Here is a 17,047-nt window from a genome sequence, read left to right as displayed (position 1 = left end):
AACATGCAGGTTTTCCCCCGCAGGAACGCCCCGCATGAACTCGCGCAGCCCCCTTACCGTCGCCCTGATCCAGGAGCGCAACCACGGTGATGCCGCCGCCAACCTGGCGGTGATCGAAGCACGCGTGGCCGAGGCGGCTGCGCAGGGCGCGAAACTGGTGCTGCTGCAGGAACTGCACAACGGCCCGTACTTCTGCCAGCACGAATCGGTGGACGAGTTCGACCTGGCCGAGCCGATTCCGGGCCCGAGCACCGAGCGTCTGGGCGCTCTGGCCAAGAAGCATGGCGTGGTGCTGGTCGGCTCGCTGTTCGAACGCCGCGCCGCCGGCCTGTACCACAACACCGCCGTGGTGTTCGAGAAGGACGGCACGCTGCTCGGCAAGTACCGCAAGATGCATATCCCGGACGATCCGGGCTTCTACGAAAAGTTCTACTTCACCCCGGGCGACATCGGCTTCAAGCCGATCGATACCTCGGTGGGTCGCCTTGGCGTGCTGGTGTGCTGGGACCAGTGGTACCCGGAAGCGGCGCGCCTGATGGCGCTGGCCGGTGCCGAACTGCTGCTGTACCCGACCGCGATCGGCTGGGACCCGGACGACGTCCAGGACGAGAAGACCCGCCAGCGCGACGCCTGGGTGCTGAGCCACCGCGGCCACGCTGTGGCCAATGGTCTGCCGGTGCTGAGCTGCAACCGCGTCGGCCACGAGGCATCGCCGCTGGGTGCGTCGGGCATCCAGTTCTGGGGCAACAGTCACGTGCTGGGCCCGCAGGGCGAGTTCCTGGCCGAAGCCGGCACTGATGCCACGGTTCTGCTGTGCGATGTCGACCTGCAGCGCAGCGAGCACGTGCGCCGCATCTGGCCGTTCCTGCGCGACCGTCGCATCGACGCGTACGGTGACCTGCTCAAGCGCTACATCGACTGAGCCGGAGCCGCGCATGGCCGTCCTCATCCGTGATGCCGGCCCGGCCGACATCGACGCGATCACCGCGATCTATGCGGTGGAAGTGACCGACTTCGTCAACACCTACGAGTACGACATCCCGGACGCGACCGAGATGCTGCGCCGCATGCGCGACATCGTCGATCGCGGCTTCCCCTACCTGGTCGCCGAGATCGACGGCCAGGTGGCCGGCTATGCCTATGCCAACACCTACCGCACCCGCGTCGCCTACCAGTGGACCGTGGAAAACTCGGTCTACGTCGATGCCGGCTTCCAGGGCAAGGGCGTCGGCACCGGCCTGCTGCAGGCCCTGATCGACGCCTGCGTGACGCGTGGCTACCGGCAGATGGTGGCGGTGATCGGCGAACCCACCAATACCGCTTCAATCAAGCTGCACGAACGCTTCGGCTTCGAGCTGGTCGGCGTGTTCCGTGGCCTCGGCCGCAAGCACGGCCGCTGGCTGGATACCGTGCAGATGCAGCGCGCGCTCGGCGACGGCGCCGACACCGCACCTTCCAATGAATGAACCCATGACCGAAACCCTTCCCGAGACCGGCGACGATCTGTTCGCCGGCCAGCCGGTGCGCGTCGTCGAACGCGACGGCGTGCGCTACACCCTGCTGGGCACTGCCCACGTTTCGCGTGCCAGCGTCGAGGCGGTGGAGAAAGCCATCGACAGCGGCCGTTTCGATGCGGTGGCCGTCGAGCTTGACGCGCAGCGCCTGCAGGCACTGAGTGATCCAGACACGCTGGCCAAGCTCGACCTGGTCGAGGTGATCCGCAAGGGCCGCGTCGCCCTGTTCGCCGCCAACCTGGCCCTGTCCGCCTACCAGCGCCGCCTGGCCGAACAGCTGGACATCGAGCCCGGCGCGGAACTGAAGCGCGCAGTGGAACTGGCCCGCGAGCGCAACCTGCCGGTGCACCTGATCGACCGCGAGGTCGGCCTGACCTTCCGCCGCGCCTCGCAGCGGCTGGGTTTCTTCGGCAAGCTGAAGCTGGTCGCCGGCCTTGGTGCCGGCCTGTTCTCGTCCGAGGAAGTGGGCGAAAACGAGATCGAGAAGCTCAAGCAGGGCGACATGCTGGAGTCGAGCTTCGGCGAGTTCGCCAGCGAGAGCCCGGCGCTGTACGAGACCATCATCGGCGAGCGCGACCGCTACATGGCCACGCGCCTGCGCGAGGAACACAACCCGCAGCAGCGTGAAGTGCTGGCGGTTGTCGGTGCAGGTCACCTTGCAGGCCTGGCGCGCTACCTGGAAACCGACACCGAAGCACCGGCGCCACTGCGTGCCGAACTGGAAGCGGTACCGAAGAAGCGCAACATCCCGTGGTTCACGCTGGGCATCCTGGCCATCGTGGCGACCGGCATCGGCGTGGGCTTCTACCGAGGCGGCCTCGGCGTGGGTACCGAACTGCTGGCAACCTGGGCGATGTACACCGGCGGCCTGGCGGGCCTGGGCTGCCTGCTGGCCGGCGGCCATCCGCTGAGCATCCTCACCGCGATCGCGGTGGCCCCGTTCAAGCCGTTCCGCCTGAGCATCCCCACCGGCGCGTTCTCGGCGCTGGTGGAAGCGCGCCTGCGCAAGCCGGCCTACGAGGACTTCCTGAAACTGCGCGACGATGCGCAGAGTCTGAAGGGCTGGTACCGCAACCGCGTCACCCGCGTGGTGCTGACCTTCATGCTGACCAACATCGGCAGCATGCTCGGTCTGTGGCTCACCACGTTCAAGGTTTGGGGCAAGGTGGCGGGATAACCCAGCTCTTCGCATCGGCGCAGGCCCGCTATACTCAACTCCTTTAAGGATGAGGGCAGGCAATGGAAGCATTCGACGACTTGATGCGCGATGGCTATGTCGTAATCCGCCAATCCATCGCGCCTGAGTTGGTACAGGACATCAACCAGCGCATCGATCGTTTCAAGGTGCGTAACCCCGGCGCGGTCGGGCGCAACCTGGACGAGCAGCAGCGCCTGTACAGAGTTGTCAATCTGCATCTTGTCGTGGATGCAATCACCCGCCTGCTCACCGAGAATCGAGCGATCGAAGTCTGTGATCGCTTCCTTGGCGAGCAGACCGCCCTCTACACCAGCCTTTATTACGAGCGCGGCTCGGAACAGCCGCTGCACCGTGACACACCGATGTTCTGCACTTCGCCCGGCGAACGCTATCTGGGCGTCTGGACCGCGCTGGATGCGGTAGACGACAGCAACGGCCCCCTGCTTGTGGTGCCGGGCAGCCATCTGCTGCCCGCCATCGACGTCCAGGCGCTGCGCCACCAGGTGTTTGGTGATGGGCCAGTCAGCCCGATGTCGGGCGAAGGCTGGGCCGCCTACCAGGATGCAGTGGCGCGCCAATGCGAAGAGGCCGGGCTACAGGCGCAGCCGGTGCATATGCAGCCGGGCGACGTGATCGTATGGCACCCGCAGCTGTTCCATGGTGGTGCGCCCCACTCGTCCGTCGGCACCCGCCGCAGCGTCGTCATGCACGTCACCCCCAAATCAATGCCGGTTGGCCACATGGACGTGTTCTACGGCGCCAAGCCCGCACAAAGCAAGGCACCTTGGCGCTACTACCGGCGGGGAGACCGTGAAATCGCCCGCTTCGGCCAGGTCGATTTTGGCCACGAATACACACGGCGCACCTGGTTCCTGCGACGCGCCTGAAAAAAGGGGGAGGCCGCCCCACTACGACCGGCCTCCCCCACACCACAACACGTTGTCGCGCATTACGGCCGAGCAAGCTCGACCACTACACCGCGGTCCCCGCCACGACCTCCAGACCGCGCGCGCGGCGGATCAGCCGCGTCACGGCATTGCGCAGGTCATCCAGCACCGCGTAGATCGTCGGCAGGAACAGCAGGCTGACCACCGTCGAGAACGCCAGGCCGCCGGCAATCGCGCGCGCCATCGGTGCGTACTCCGGGCCGTTGCCGAACATCTGCGTATTGGTCAACGAGATCGGCACCATCGCCAGGATCGCCGTGCCCATCGTCATCATGATCGGGCGCAATCGCTCGCGTGAGCCCTCCACCAGCGCCTGCGTGCGTCCCATGCCACCGCGCCGCAGGTTGTTGATGTGCTCGATCATCACGATGCCGTTGTTCACCACCACGCCCATCAGCACCAGGATGCCGATGAAGGACATGATCCCGAACGAAGTGCCAGTGATCCAGAACAGCCAGAAAACGCCGAAGATCGAGAACAGCACGCCGCTCATGATCGCCGCCGGGAACAGCAGCGACTCGAACACCGCCGCCATCACCACGTAGATCATCACCAGCGCGATCAGCAGGTTGAACACCATCTGCTGCATCGCCTCGTCATCATTGCCGTAATCGCCGCCATCGAAGGTGTAGCCATAGCCGGCCGGGAAGTTCATCGGCTTGAGCACCGACTCCATCGCCTTGCGGCCATCCGGTGCGGTGACCTTTTCGGCCAGGTTGGCCTTGATGGTCAGCGTGGTCTGGCGGTTGGTGCGGCCGATCTGGGTGGCTGACGAACCGACATCAACGGTAACCAGGCTCAGCAGCGGCACGCTGCGGCCATCGCCGGTACGCACGCTGAAACCGGCCAGGTCTTCCGGGCTGCTCTGCTCGGCACCGGCGAAACGCACCCACACCGGCACTTCGTTGTCGCCACGGCGGAACTCGCGCATCGGCGCACCGCGCAGCGCCAGGCCGACGAAGCTGGCCACCTGTTCGGCGTTGAAGCCGAACGCCGCCGCACGTTCGCGGTCAACGCGCACCTTCAGTTCGCCGCCCTTCTCGCCGTTGTCGATGCGCACGTCGCGCAGCTCGGCGCGCTGGGCCAGCAGCGGCACCACTTCCTGGCCGATCTCCTGCAGCATCGAACTGGAATCGCCGACCAGCTGCACCTGCACGCCCTGGTTGCCGCCACCACCGCCATCGCCGCCCTGGTTGCCGACGAAGTAGTCGGTACGCGCCGACTTCGGCAGGCCCTTGCGTAGTTCTTCCTGCAGTGCCTTGATGTCCTTGGCGTACTTCTCGTCCAGGGTGACCACGGTCGAGCTGCCTTCCTGCTCGCTGTACCAGGAATAGACCTGCTTGACGTGCAGGCGTTCACGGTTGGCATCGATCCAGTTCTCCACCCGCGCCACTTCCTCGGACATCTGCCGGTAGGTGTAGGCGCCCTTCCACATGTAGCCGATGAAGATGTCCTTGCCGCCGTCACCACCGAACATGTCGATCTTGGTCAGCTTCATCGGTACCAGGCTGACCAGCACGACAAGCAGAATGCCGAGCAGGCTCCAGCCACGATGGTGCAGCGACCAGTCCAGCAGCCTGGCGTAGCGGCGCTGCAGCCGCGCGATCAGGCCGGTCTGCGAGTGCACCAGCTTGGGCGTGGCCATGCGCGCGGACAGCATCGGGATCAGGCTGACCGCAACCAGCCACGAGGCCAGCAGCGAGACCGAGATGGTGATCGCGATCTGCGCCATGAAGATGCTGATGTTGTTGGTCTCGCCGAACAGGTTCGGCACGAACACGATGCAGTGGCACAGCGTACCGGCGCTGAGCGCGATGGCCACGTTGCGGGTGCCGATGATCGAGGCCAGCCGCGGCTGCCCGGGCATGCGCTCGCGCTCCTGGTAGATGCTCTCCACCACCACCACGGCGTTGTCGACCAGCATGCCCACGGCCAGCAGCAGGCCCATCATGGTCAGGATGTTCAGCGTCACCCCGACGAAGTACATGAAACCCAGGGTGATGGTGAAGCAGATCGGAATGGCCAGGGTCACCATCAGCGTGGACGGCCAATGGCGCAGGAAGAAGAACAGCACCGTGATCGACAGGATCAGGCCCACCGCACCGGCCTCGGCCAGCTCCAGCAGCGAGGAGGTTACCGCCTTGCCCTGGTTGTCGATCACCTTGATCTGCACGTCGCGCATCGATGCTTCGGCGCGGATCGCTTCAACCTCCGCCAGCGCCGCGCGCGACACCTCCACCAGGTTGGCACTGCGCTCCTTGAAGATGTCCAGGCCGACCGCAGGGTTGCCGTCCAGGCGCCGCCCGTAGTTCATCCGCGCCGGCTTCAGGCGCACGTCGGCGATGTCGCCCAGGCGCAGGCCCTTGGCGTTGATCACCAGGTCGCGCATTTCCTGCAGGTCGGTGATCTCGCCCACCGGCTGCACGCGCACGCGCTGGCCGTTGTCGTCGATCTGTCCGGCCGAGATCGAGAAGTTCAGCGTGCGCAGGCGCTCGCTCAGCTCATTGATGCTCAGGCCGTGCGCGTTGAGCCGGTTCGGGTCGATGGCAATCTCGACTTCGTTCGGCGGCGCGCCGGTGATGTCGACGCGGGCCACACCGGGGATACGCTCGATGCGCCGCTTGAACTCGCGGTCGAGCATGTCGTACGCGGTGGTCAGGTCGGTGGTGCTGGCCAGGCGCACCTTCAGCACCGGCTGGTCGCTGCTGGACCACTTGAACACGTTGTAGCGCTGCAGGTCATCGGGCAGGTCGCTGCGGATCGCATCGATGCGCTCGCGTGCATCGGAGGCGGCGATGGCGATGTCGCGGTCCCAGTCGCTGAACTCGATGAAGATCAACGCCGCTTCGGAGGTGGCCGACGAGCGCATGCGCTTGATGCCGGTCATCGTCGCCAGCGATTCCTCCACCGGGCGGATGATGGTCCGCTCCACTTCCTCCGGTGTCGAACCGGTGTACGGGATCTGCACGAACAGGAACGGCGCGGAGATGTCCGGCAGCGCTTCCAGCGGCAGCCGGAACGAAGCGATCAGGCCGATCACCACCAGTGACACGAAACACATGATGGTGGTGACCGGGCGCCGGATGGAGAACTCGGCAACACTCATGCCGGTTCCTCCGCGCCCGCCGCGCTGCCCGCCGCACCCGGCTCGATCTCACCGGCGTGCTTTCGGCCACGCTCGCGGTAATAGGCATCACCGCGGCGATCCATCAGGTCGTACACCACCGGGATCACCAGCAGGGTCAGCAGGGTCGACACCAGCAGGCCACCGATCACGGTGATCGCCATCGGTGCGCGTACTTCGGCACCCTCGCCCATCGCCACCGCCAGCGGCAGGAAGCCGAACAGCGTGCACAGCGTGGTCATGATGATCGGCCGCAGGCGCGAGCGCGCACCTTCCACCAGTGCTTCGTGCTTGGCCACGCCGGCCTCGCGCAGCTGGTTGACCTTGTCGATCAGGATGATCGCGTTCTTGGTGACCAGGCCGACCAGCAGGATCAGGCCGATGAACACCACCACCGAGATGGGCTTGCCGGTCAGCATCAGTGCCAGGATCGCGCCGACCAGTGCCAGCGGGATGGTGAACAGGATCACGAACGGATGCAGCAGCGACTCGAACTGCGAGGCCATCACCAGGTAGACCAGGAAGATCGCCAGGCCGAAGGCGAAGATCAGCGACTTCGCCGCCTGCGCCAGCTCCTCACCCTGGCCGCCGATATGCAGGCCGACGCCTGCGCCCAGCGGTTGTTCGGCCACCATCTGCTGCACTTCGCGCATGGCGGCGCCCAGATCGATGTCACGCAGGTTGGCCGAGACCACAGCCACGCGGGTCTGGTCGGCGCGATGGATCTCGCTGGGGCCGGTGGTGGCGACCACGTCGGCCACCGCGTCCAGCGTGACCGGGCGGGTGCTGCCCGGATTGACGATCAGCCGGCGGATGCTCTCCACGCTGGCGCGGTCGCCCTCCTGGGCACGCACCAGCACGTCGATCTTGCGGTCACGGAAGCTGTAGCGGGTGGCTACGTCGCCGCGCACCTTCTTCACCACCACATCGGCGATCTGTCGGGTGGTCAGGCCCAGTGCACCGGCGCGCTCCTGGTCGAAGCGGATCTGGATTTCCGGGAAGCCCTCTTCCACCGTCGACTTCACGTCGGCGTAGTGCGCATTGCCACGCAGCATCGCCGCCAGGCGCTGGCCAGCCACTTCCAGCGTCGCCATGTCCTGCCCGCGCAGCTCGATTTCCAGCGGCGTGGAGAAGCTGAACAACGCCGGCCGCGCGAAGTCGACCTGTGCGCCTGGATGCTGGCCCATGGTGTCACGCAGGCGCTCGGTGATCTCCGCTTCGGTACGCGCGTTGCCACCGCCTTCCATCACCACGGTCAGCTTGCCGATGTTCTCGCCGCTCTCGGTCGGGCTGGCATCCAGACGGGTGCCGCTGCCACTGACGCCGTACAGCGACGCCACGCCCTCGCCGTTGCCGTGGGCCAGCTGCAGCTCGCGCACCAGCGCATCGGTCTGCTTCAGCGGCGTGCCGGCCGGCAGCTTCACCGTCATTTCGAAGCGGTCCTGTGCCAGCTGCGGGATCAGGTCGGCACCGAGCATCGGCACCAGCGCCATGGTCGCCACGAAGATGATCGTGGCCACGCCCAGCACCTTGCCCGGATGGGCCAGCGCGCTCGGCAGCAGGCGCAGGTAGCCGCGCTCCGCACCGGCGTAGGGCTTCATTGCCAGGTCGCTGGCCTTGCGCATCACCGGGCCGACCACCGCCACTACGCCACGCCACGCCCGCACGACCAGCCAGGCCAGTGCATAGAAGCTCCAGCGCACGGTTGCGACGGCACCACGACGGCCCAGTGCCACCGGCTTCTGCCAGCGGTTCTGTGGCTGCCACGGCTCGTTCGGCGCCTCTTCCGGGAACGCCAGCGGCGGCCGTCCCTTCAGCGAGCTCAGCATCGGGATCAGTGTCATCGACACCAGCAGCGAGATCGCAATGGCGATCGCCACGGTCAGTGCCTGGTCGCGGAACAGCTGGCCGGCGATGCCGTCGACGAACACCAGCGGCAGGAACACCGCGATGGTGGTCAGGGTCGAGGCGACCACCGCCATGCTCACTTCGCGGGTACCGGCAATCGCCGCCTGCAGGATGCCGAGGCCGCGCTCGCGGGCCTTGGCGATGCTCTCCAGCACCACGATCGAATCGTCCACCACCAGGCCGGTGGCCAGTGCCAGGCCGCCCAGCGACATCACGTTCAGGCTCAGGCCGAGCTGGCCCATGAAGAAGAACGTGGCGATGATCGAGACCGGCAGCGACAGGCTGATCACGAACGTGCTCCAGCCATCACGCAGGAACAGGAAGATGATCAGGATCGCCAACAGGCCGCCGATCACTGCATCCTTCTTGACGTCGGCGATGGCGTGCTCGATGAAGCGCGACTGGTCCTCGATGGTGGTCATCTCGACATCGGACGGGAACGTGCCCTTGATCTGCTCCAGGCGCTTGCGCAGCGCTTCGGCGGTGGACACGGTGTTGGCATCGCCTTCCTTGTAGATGGCCAGTTCAACCGATTCCTTGCCGCCCAGGCGGATCACCGCTTCGCGTTCCTTGTAGCCCTGGCGCACGGTGGCCACATCCTTCAGGCGCACCGGCACACCATTGGCGACCACGCTGGAGCCACCGCCGGACGATGCGCTCTGCGCCGCCGAGGCCGCCGCGATGGCGGCCGCCGAACCGGTCGACGCGGCGATGTTGAACATCTGCTGCAGCGCCGAGTCGGCCGCGCTGCCGTTCGACGCCTGGGTGGTGACCAGCAGGTTGCGGATCTCCTCCAGGTCGGCGAACTGGTTGACGGTGCGTACCAGGAAGCGCTGCGACCCCTCCTCCAGGCGACCGCCGGAGATGTTGATGTTCTCGTCCTTCAGGCGCTTGATGACGGTGTCGATCGGCAGGTTCAGCTGCGCCAGCTTCTGCTGGTCGATGTCGACCTGGATCTCGTCTTCCAGGCCGCCACCGACCTTGACCGCCGCCACGCCGGTGACCGGCTCCAGCTTCTTTTTCAGGTCTTCATCGGCATAGCGGCGCAGGCCGGTCAGCTCGCGGATCGCATCGGCATCGGTGGCCGGCGCGTCCTTGCTCGACAGCACCAGGCGCATGATCGGCTCGGTGGACGGATTGAAGCGCAGCAGCACCGGGGCCTTGGCCTCCAGTGGCAGGTTCAGCGCTTCCATCTTGTCGCGCACCTCCAGGCTGGCCTGGTCCATGTTGGTGCCCCAGGCGAATTCCAGCACCACGTCGCTCTGGCCGGTGCGCGAGACCGACTTCAGCTTGCGCAGGTTCTTGACCACGCCCACCGCTTCTTCGACCGGCTGGGTGATCAGGGTTTCGATTTCGGTCGGCGCCGCACCGGTGTACTCGGTGCGCACGGTCAGCGTCGGGTAGCTCAGGTCAGGCAGCAGGTTGACCTTGAGGTTGCCCAGCGCGATCAGGCCGAACAGCAGCAGGGTGACCGTGCACATGGCGATGGTCACGCGGCGGCGGGTGGCGAATTCCACCAGGCCGCCGCGCATGCCGGCGGCGGCGCCGTCGCTCGCCGGCGAGGCACCGTGGTCGTGGCCCGGGGCGGTCATTGCTTGCTCCCGGCCTTGTCCGCCGGCTTGGCGGCCGCTGCAACCGTCTTCGCCTTTGCCTTCGGATCGGCGATCACCTGCACCGCGGTACCGTCGCGCAGCGCGACCTTGCCGGCGGTGACCACCTGATCACCGGCCGCCAGGCCATCACGGATCTCCACCCACGGGCCCTCGGCGTAACCCAGCTTGACCGGAACGCGTGCGACCTTGCCTTCGCGCACCCGGAACACCGCCGGCTCACCGTCGTCGAGCAGCGCCAGGCGCGGCACCACAAGCGCATCGGCACGCTGGTCGTAATCGATGCGGATGCGCCCGAACATGCCGGGCTGCAGCGCATGGGCGGCGCCATCGAAGGCACTGACCACGCGAAACGTGCCGCTGCCCGAATCCACCACCGGCGCGATGCGGTCGACGGTGCCGGTGAAGCTCTGGCCCGGCAGTGCATCGGCGGCCAACGTTACCGGCTGGCCGGCACGCAGCGTGGCCAGTTCGCGCTCGGGCACGTTGAGGGTGGCTTCCAGGCGCGAGTTGTCGACGATGCGGAAGATCGGCGTGTTGATCTGCACGAAATTGCCGGTCTTGATCGAGCGCGAGGCGATCACGCCGGAGATCGGCGCCACCACCGTGGTGTAGGACAGTTCCAGCGTCGCCAGGCGGTACTGCGCGCGGACGTTTTCCAGATCAAAGCGCAGCTGGTCGACATCGGCGGCACTGACCATCTGCTGGCCAACCAGTTTCTGGGCGCGCTGGTAGTTGTTTTCCAGCTTGCGCATCTGCGCTTCGCTCTGGGCAACAGCCAGGCGTGCGCGATCCGGGTCCAGGCGTACCAGCGGCTGGCCAGCGGTCACCCGCTGGCCTTCCTCGACCAGCACCGCCAGCGCCACGCCCGAGGTCTTGGCGACCACCTGCGATTCGGCGCGCGGCTCCAGCGCAGCGGTTCCGGTGTAGCTGGCCGCGACCGCACGGTGGCTGGCCACCGCCACTTCGACCGGCACCGCGTCGACCTTCTTCTCCTCCTTGGTCTCGGCGGCCTTGGCTTCGGAATTGGGCCCTGCGGCGCAACCGCCCAGCAGCAGGGAGGTGGAGATCAGCAGTGCGGCGGCACAGATTCCGCTGCGACGGCCGGACAGGAAGGTTGGGTGCGACATCGTCAGGTCCCTGGAGGATGCGTGGACAGGTGTGGTAGCAAAGTAATGCACCACTTCACGGCCACACCATATCCCAAAGGTCATGGTGCCTTCACGCCATCGGTCGGACCGACCCCATTTCAGCTAGATGAAACCTGAGGCTATACTCGGGTCGTTCCGTACCCCACGCCGGAACGACCAGACCCGAATCCCCGGAAACGACACCATGCGCCCGCAGCCGCTCGCCGCTTGTCTCGCTCTGGCCGTCCTCCTGCCCCTTGGGGCCGCCGCACAGCCCGCTCCTGCTCCTGCCACACCCGCTCCGGCCCCGGCTGCTGCCGCTACGCCGGCGCCTGCCGCGCCCACCGGCAACTTCGACAATGGCCGCGTGCTGGCCTACACCTGCCAGGGGTGCCACGGCATCACCGGCTACAAGAACGCCTACCCCAGCTACCGGGTGCCGAAGATCGGCGGCCAGACCCAGCAGTACCTGGCCCAGGCCCTGACCGAGTACCGCCAGGGCAAGCGCCGGCATCCGACGATGCAGGCGCAGTCGATGAGCTTCAGCGAACAGGAGATCGCCGATCTCTCTGTTTACCTGTCCACCGTCAAGTAAGGCCCGCCCATGTCGAAAGCCGCGCATCCGATGCGTCATGCCATCGCTCTGTCCGTTGCCCTGCTGCTGGCCGCCTGTTCGCAGTCGCAGGTGGAAAACAGCGAGAAATCCGCCGCCGACCCGGGCCATGCCAGCGGCGAACATGGCTCTTCCTCTTCGGCTGGCCTGCCTGCAGGCCGCGAGGCCGCCGGCGAAGCCCGCGCCAAGGTGAAGGGCAAGGCCACCAACCAGAGCTGCATCGACTGCCACGGGGCCGACGGCAATGCGCCGATCGACCCGACCTACCCCAAGCTGGGTGGGCAGTACGGCGACTACCTGGCGCACGCGCTGCAGGCCTACCGCGCCGGTGACCGCCAGCACATGCTGATGACGCCGCAGGCGAAGGACCTGAGCGATCAGGACATCGCCGATCTGGCGGCGTATTTTGGCAGCCGGCCGAGCCAGCTGCGGGACCTGCACGGGGTCAAATAACCGCTGGCCCCCCGGTGGGTGCGGAATCCGCTTTGGCGGGTGCGGACCTTGGTCCGCACAGATGCAGACTTCCACGCATGGCGTGGATCTAACAGGCATCGGCGTCGGTAGGTGCGGGCCGTTGGTCCGCACTGATCGCGCTATCCACGCATGGCGTGGATCTACCAGTCGAGCATGGGCTCGGCTCTACATCGCCTGCTGGCATGCCTCGGTAGAGCCGAGCCTACGCTCGGCTGCACTCGGGCCAGATCGCGATGAGCCGTGCATGGGCTCGGCTCTACATCAATAGCCTCGCCGCTGGCGCCGACCGGCGCTCAGCTTTCCAGTTCTTCCCAGCGCGCGTACGCGGCGTCCAGCTCGGCCTGCACCTTGGCCAGCTGCTGGGTGTGCGCGGTCACTTCGGCGCTGCTGCGGGTGTAGAACGACGGGTCGTTCATCGCCGATGTCAGCCCTTCGACATCGCCTTCCAGCTTTTCGATGGTCTTCGGCAGCTGCTCCAGTTCGCGTGCTTCCTTGTAGGCCAGCTTGCGCTTGGGTGCGGCCGGAGCTGCGGCAGTCGGGGTGGCCGGTGCGGCGACCGCCGGCTTGGCCGCAGGGGCCGCGGCAGGCGCCGCGATGCTGGCCGCATAACGCTGCCAGTCGCTGTAACCACCCACGTACTCGCCGATCACGCCATCGCCTTCCATCACCAGCGTGGAGGTCACCACGTTGTCGATGAAGTCACGATCGTGGCTGACCAGCAGCAGCGTGCCGGTGTACTCGCCCAGCAGCTCTTCCAGCAGCTCCAGGGTTTCCACGTCGAGGTCGTTGGTCGGTTCGTCCATCACCAGCAGATTGGACGGCTGCGCGAACAGCTTGGCCAGCAGCAGGCGGTTGCGCTCGCCGCCGGACAGGCGGGTGATCGGCGCGCGCGCGCGTTCCGGGGTGAACATGAAGTCCTGCAGGTAGGCATGCACGTGCTTGCGCTTGCCGTTGAACTCGAGGAAATCGCGGCCTTCGGCCACGTTCTCGATCGCGCTCCAGTCCTCGCGCAGCACCGCACGGTACTGGTCGAAGTAGGCGATCTGCAGGTTGGTGCCGGCGTTGACCTCGCCCTTGGCCGGCTGCAGCTCGCCCAGCAGCAGCTTCAGCAGCGTGGTCTTGCCGCTGCCGTTGGGGCCGATCAGGCCGATGCGGTCGCCACGCAGGATGGTGGTGGTGAAGTCGCGGACCATGGTGCGCTCGCCGAAGGCGAACGAAATGTCCTTGACGTCGATGACCTTCTTGCCGGAGCTGACGCCCTGCGCGGCTTCCATCTTGACGTTGCCACTGAGATCGCGGCGCTGCGAACGCTCGGTACGCATCGCCTTCAGGCGGCGCACGCGGCCTTCATCACGGGTACGCCGCGCCTTGATGCCCTGGCGGATCCACACTTCTTCCTGCGCCAGCAGCTTGTCAAAGCGCGCGTTTTCCTGCGCCTGCGCGTTGAGGCGTTCCTCGCGGCGGCGCTCGTAGTTGGCCCAGTCGCCCGGCCAGCTGGTGACCTGGCCGCGGTCGATCTCGACGATGCGGGTGGCCAGTGCGCGCAGGAAGCGGCGGTCATGGGTGACGAACACCACGCTGCCGCTCCAGCCTTTCAGGAATGCTTCGAGCCAATCGATGGCTTCGATGTCCAGATGGTTGGTCGGTTCGTCCAGCAGCAGCACGTCCGGGCTGGAGACCAGTGCACGGGCGAGCAGCACGCGGCGCTTCATGCCGCCGGACAGGCGGCCGAACTCGGCCTCGCCGTCGAGGTCGAGCTTGGTCAGGGTTTCGCTGACGCGCTGGTCCAGGCCCCAGCCGTTGGCGGCATCGATCTTGGCCTGCACGTTGCCGAGGGCTTCGCCATCGAACACCTCGGCGTGGCTGAGGTGGTGGAATTCGGCCAGCCACTGGCCCAGTTCGCCGAGGCCATCGGCGACGACGTCGAACACCGAGCCGGCGGCGCCGTGCGGCACCTCCTGCTCCAGGCGGGTGACGCGCACGCCCTGCTGCACGCGGACTTCGCCGTCATCGGGCTTGTGGTCGCCGGACAGCAGCTTGAGCAGGGTGGATTTGCCGGCGCCGTTGCGGCCGATCAGGGCGATGCGTTCGCCCGGCTCGATCGACAGTTCGGCCTTTTCCAGCAACAACGGGCCGCCGACGCTGAAGTCGACGTTCTGCAGAGTAATCAGAGGCATCCGCATATTGTACGGGTTGGGGGCGTCGGCCGGGTTGCACCCGGCACCCGCAGAGGCAACGGCCGCAGCCAAAGCAACGTCAAAAGCTGGTTTCCTGTGGGATGGCGGGATGGGTCCGGTTGCGGGGGACGCTGCAAGTACGTCCATGTAAGCTCGGTCGCCGCATCCATGCGGCTCACGCCCCCGCAACCGGACCCACCCCGCCTTCGACAATTTCCTGCGATCTGCCGTGACGGCATTCTGCTCTGGTGGGTGTCGACCTTGGTCGACACATGGGAATCTGATGAATTACCCCACCTGCCCCAACAACGCCTGCAGCCCCGGCAGCCACTGCTTGCCGGGATGCCGTACCAGCCACAGGGTACGCTGCAGGTCGGGCAGCGAGGTCTCGAGCACGCGCAGGCGGCCGAGGGCCAAGGGTTCTTCCAAGGCATGGCGCGACAGGCAGGCCAGGCCGAGGCCGGCGATCGCGGCCTGCTTGATCGCTTCGGTATTGCCCAGCTGCAGGGTCTGGGCAAAGCCACGCAGATGCGGCAACAACGCCTGCTCCACCGCCTCGCGGGTGCCCGAGCCGGGCTCGCGCAGCAGCCAGCGTGCTCGGCGCAGTTCATCCAGCGACCAGCGAGCGGGGGCGTCGGCGGCGGCCACGATCACCAGCGGGTCCTGCTGCCAGGCGGTCACCTGCAGGCCGCGCTCGTGGCAGGGGCCTTCGATCAGGCCGGCGTCGACGTCCAGGCGCTGCACGGCGGCGACAACGCCGGCACTGTTGTCGATGCGCAGATCAACCTCGGCCTGCGGCGCCTGGCGCAGCAGCTCGGCGATGCGCTGTGGCAGCAGGTAGTTGCCGATGGTGGTACTGGCCGCCAGCACCAGCCGCAGCGGTGCACCCTGCGCCGGGTCGCCTCCCGCGGCCAGCTGCCGCTCCAGGTCGGCGGCGTTGACCAGCAGCGTGCGGGCAGGCTCCAGCAGCGCGCGGCCGTGCCCGTTCAGCGCCAGGCGGCGGCCGATGCGGTCGAACAGCGGGGTACCGAAGTGTGCCTCCAGCTCCTGCAGGGCGGCGCTGCTGGCCGACTGCGAAAGCGCGATGGCCTGGCCCGCAGCGGTGGTGCTGCCGTGATCGGCGATGGCGACGAAGACCTGCAGCTGGCGCAAGGTCAGGCGCATGGCACTTACCTTTTAGATGGGTAGGTTTCACCCATATTATTCGTTTTACAGGTCATCGTCTGAGGCGCACGCTTGCCCCATCACTCCAGCCCTGCCCCTGCCATGAACGCCCCCGCCCTCTCCCCCTGGTCCCTGCCCGCCCTGCGCCAGCGCTGGCAGCCGCGCCTGCCCGGCCTGCTGCTGGTCGGCCTGGTCGCGGCGGCGTCGCTGTACCTGGCCGAGCTGCCCTGGCTGCAGGCGCATGGCCTGAGCGCACTGACCGTGGCCATCGTGGCCGGCATCGTGGTCGGCAACACCTTCTATCCGCGGCTGGCACCGAGCAGCGCGGCCGGTGTTGGTTTCTCCAAGCACTGGCTGCTGCGCGCCGGCATCGTGCTGTACGGCCTGCGCCTGACCTTCCAGGACATCGGCCATGTCGGTGTCAGCGGCGTGCTGATGGACGTGCTGGTGGTTGCCAGCACCTTCGGCCTGGCCTGCTGGCTGGGCGTACGCGTGTTCAAGATGGAACGCGAGGCTGCGATGCTGATCGGCGCCGGCAGTGCAATCTGCGGCGCAGCGGCCGTGATGGCCGCCGAACCGGTGGTGCGCGGCCGTGCGGCGCAGGTCACGGTGGCGGTCTCTACGGTGGTGGTGTTCGGCACGCTGGCGATGTTCCTGTATCCGGCGTTGTACGCGCTGGTGCAATCGCACGGCTGGCTGGCGATGGACGCGCGGCAGTACGGCCAGTTCACCGGTGCGACGGTGCACGAAGTGGCGCAGGTGGTGGCCGCCGGCCGTGCGGTGAACGAAGCCGCCGCCGATACCGCGGTGATCACCAAGATGGTGCGGGTGATGCTGCTGGCGCCGTTCCTGATCGCGTTGTCGCTGTGGCTGGCGCGTGGCGGCAAGGCCAGCGCCAACGGCAACAAGGCGCGCATCGTGGTGCCGTGGTTCGCGTTCGGTTTCGTGGCGGTGGCCGGTTTCAGTTCGCTGCATCTGCTGCCGGCCGGCCTGCAGGCGGGGCTGGTGCAGCTGGACACTGTACTGCTGGCGATGGCGATGGCCGCGCTGGGCCTGACCACCCACGTCTCGGCGCTGCGCCAGGCGGGCCTGAAGCCACTGCTGCTGGCGCTGATCCTGTTCGCCTGGCTGCTGTTCGGTGGCCTGGCGATTCATCAGGGCGTGTTGGCGTTGATGGGCTGAGGGCAG

Annotated in this window: 11 protein-coding genes and 1 pseudogene; 7 read left to right on the top strand and 5 right to left on the bottom strand. The window is 66.9% G+C overall.

The features are described 5' to 3' along the window. The first annotated feature begins 34 nt into the window (after window positions 1–34). The 4 genes from QP552_RS08630 to QP552_RS08615 all read left to right on the top strand — a co-directional run bounded on the left by QP552_RS08630 (window position 35) and on the right by QP552_RS08615 (window position 3,599). Window positions 35–922 carry a carbon-nitrogen hydrolase gene (locus tag QP552_RS08630; RefSeq protein WP_005409280.1) on the top strand — a complete coding sequence of 296 codons (888 nt, stop codon included), beginning with the start codon at window positions 35–37 and terminating at the stop codon, window positions 920–922. Window positions 923–935: 13 nt separating this feature from the next. After that, the gene (locus QP552_RS08625; RefSeq protein WP_106550995.1) at window positions 936–1,466 is read left to right on the top strand and encodes a GNAT family N-acetyltransferase; all 531 of its coding nucleotides are present in this window, start codon (window positions 936–938) and stop codon (window positions 1,464–1,466) included. Further along, entirely contained in the window at window positions 1,459–2,691 is a 1,233-nt protein-coding gene (locus tag QP552_RS08620; protein ID WP_286075584.1) for a TraB/GumN family protein, read from the top strand. The genes QP552_RS08625 and QP552_RS08620 overlap by 8 nt, the downstream gene beginning before the upstream one ends. A 62-nt stretch (window positions 2,692–2,753) precedes the next feature. After that, entirely contained in the window at window positions 2,754–3,599 is an 846-nt protein-coding gene (locus tag QP552_RS08615) for a phytanoyl-CoA dioxygenase family protein (RefSeq protein ID WP_286075583.1), read from the top strand. An 85-nt stretch (window positions 3,600–3,684) separates the two neighbouring features. Here QP552_RS08615 and QP552_RS08610 read toward each other — a convergent pair whose 3' ends face one another. From QP552_RS08610 to QP552_RS08600, 3 genes and pseudogenes are all read right to left on the bottom strand, one after another. Continuing rightward, the gene (locus tag QP552_RS08610) at window positions 3,685–6,765 is read right to left on the bottom strand and encodes an efflux RND transporter permease subunit (RefSeq protein WP_286075581.1); all 3,081 of its coding nucleotides are present in this window, start codon (window positions 6,763–6,765) and stop codon (window positions 3,685–3,687) included. Next, window positions 6,762–10,217 (bottom strand): annotated as a pseudogene (locus QP552_RS08605) (efflux RND transporter permease subunit); the annotation flags it as partial. The gene QP552_RS08610 and the pseudogene QP552_RS08605, both read right to left, overlap by 4 nt. Window positions 10,218–10,279: 62 nt before the next feature. Continuing rightward, a complete protein-coding gene (locus QP552_RS08600) occupies window positions 10,280–11,431 on the bottom strand; it encodes a MexH family multidrug efflux RND transporter periplasmic adaptor subunit (protein WP_021204157.1) in 1,152 nt (383 codons plus the stop codon). Between the two features lie 205 nt (window positions 11,432–11,636). Here QP552_RS08600 and QP552_RS08595 point away from each other — a divergent pair, with 205 nt between their 5' ends. Further along, entirely contained in the window at window positions 11,637–12,026 is a 390-nt protein-coding gene (locus QP552_RS08595) for a c-type cytochrome (RefSeq protein WP_286075579.1), read from the top strand. 9 nt (window positions 12,027–12,035) lie between these two features. Then, a complete protein-coding gene (locus tag QP552_RS08590; RefSeq protein ID WP_019661289.1) occupies window positions 12,036–12,497 on the top strand; it encodes a cytochrome c in 462 nt (153 codons plus the stop codon). A 314-nt stretch (window positions 12,498–12,811) separates the two neighbouring features. Here the strand turns inward: QP552_RS08590 and QP552_RS08585 are convergent, their stop codons facing one another. Both QP552_RS08585 and QP552_RS08580 read right to left on the bottom strand, forming a co-directional pair. Beyond that, window positions 12,812–14,695 (bottom strand): ATP-binding cassette domain-containing protein, encoded by a 1,884-nt coding sequence (locus tag QP552_RS08585; protein WP_286075578.1) that lies wholly within the window; start codon window positions 14,693–14,695, stop codon window positions 12,812–12,814. 288 nt (window positions 14,696–14,983) lie between these two features. Further along, window positions 14,984–15,859: a LysR family transcriptional regulator gene (locus QP552_RS08580; RefSeq protein ID WP_286075576.1), complete on the bottom strand. Its 876-nt coding sequence runs from the start codon at window positions 15,857–15,859 to the stop codon at window positions 14,984–14,986. A 102-nt stretch (window positions 15,860–15,961) separates the two neighbouring features. Here QP552_RS08580 and QP552_RS08575 point away from each other — a divergent pair, with 102 nt between their 5' ends. Further along, the gene (locus QP552_RS08575; protein ID WP_286075575.1) at window positions 15,962–17,041 is read left to right on the top strand and encodes a YeiH family protein; all 1,080 of its coding nucleotides are present in this window, start codon (window positions 15,962–15,964) and stop codon (window positions 17,039–17,041) included. Window positions 17,042–17,047 lie beyond the last annotated feature (6 nt).

This window comes from Stenotrophomonas sp. 59, from assembly GCF_030291095.1.
Taxonomy (GTDB): domain Bacteria; phylum Pseudomonadota; class Gammaproteobacteria; order Xanthomonadales; family Xanthomonadaceae; genus Stenotrophomonas; species Stenotrophomonas maltophilia_Q.
Note: the sequence above shows the minus strand (reverse complement) of the source record. Positions and strands in the feature narration are given on the sequence as shown.

Coding starts and splice junctions, on each gene's coding strand:
- QP552_RS08575 (WP_286075575.1), top strand. CDS start 15,962: ATGAACGCCCCCGCCCTCTCCCCCTGGTCCCTGCCCGCCCTGCGCCAG.
- QP552_RS08600 (WP_021204157.1), bottom strand. CDS start 11,431: ATGTCGCACCCAACCTTCCTGTCCGGCCGTCGCAGCGGAATCTGTGCC.
- QP552_RS08615 (WP_286075583.1), top strand. CDS start 2,754: ATGGAAGCATTCGACGACTTGATGCGCGATGGCTATGTCGTAATCCGC.
- QP552_RS08590 (WP_019661289.1), top strand. CDS start 12,036: ATGTCGAAAGCCGCGCATCCGATGCGTCATGCCATCGCTCTGTCCGTT.
- QP552_RS08630 (WP_005409280.1), top strand. CDS start 35: ATGAACTCGCGCAGCCCCCTTACCGTCGCCCTGATCCAGGAGCGCAAC.
- QP552_RS08610 (WP_286075581.1), bottom strand. CDS start 6,765: ATGAGTGTTGCCGAGTTCTCCATCCGGCGCCCGGTCACCACCATCATG.
- QP552_RS08585 (WP_286075578.1), bottom strand. CDS start 14,695: ATGCCTCTGATTACTCTGCAGAACGTCGACTTCAGCGTCGGCGGCCCG.
- QP552_RS08620 (WP_286075584.1), top strand. CDS start 1,459: ATGAATGAACCCATGACCGAAACCCTTCCCGAGACCGGCGACGATCTG.
- QP552_RS08625 (WP_106550995.1), top strand. CDS start 936: ATGGCCGTCCTCATCCGTGATGCCGGCCCGGCCGACATCGACGCGATC.
- QP552_RS08595 (WP_286075579.1), top strand. CDS start 11,637: ATGCGCCCGCAGCCGCTCGCCGCTTGTCTCGCTCTGGCCGTCCTCCTG.
- QP552_RS08580 (WP_286075576.1), bottom strand. CDS start 15,859: ATGCGCCTGACCTTGCGCCAGCTGCAGGTCTTCGTCGCCATCGCCGAT.